The sequence below is a fragment of the Bacillus sp. mrc49 genome, assembly GCF_002803435.1.
Genome location: NZ_PHNG01000439.1, coordinates 1 through 302, shown reverse-complemented (window position 1 = coordinate 302; position 302 = coordinate 1). Strand labels below are relative to the sequence as shown.

General features: G+C 55.0%; 1 rRNA gene. It reads left to right on the top strand.

Annotated elements, in window-relative coordinates:
* Nucleotides 1-279 (top strand): 16S ribosomal RNA (locus CVN76_RS02670); the annotation flags it as partial.
* Between the last annotated feature and the right edge of the window lie 23 nt (nucleotides 280-302).

Sequence of the window (302 nt, the reverse complement as noted above, 5' to 3'; positions counted from 1 at the left end):
TGCGAAGGTAAGCGAATCCCATAAAGCCATTCTCAGTTCGGATTGCAGGCTGCAACTCGCCTGCATGAAGCCGGAATCGCTAGTAATCGCGGATCAGCATGCCGCGGTGAATACGTTCCCGGGCCTTGTACACACCGCCCGTCACACCACGAGAGTTTGTAACACCCGAAGTCGGGGAGGTAACCTTCATGGAGCCAGCCGCCTAAGGTGGGACAGATGATTGGGGTGAAGTCGTAACAAGGTAGCCGTATCGGAAGGTGCGGCTGGATCACCTCCTTTCTAAGGATAATACGAGTGCGCTT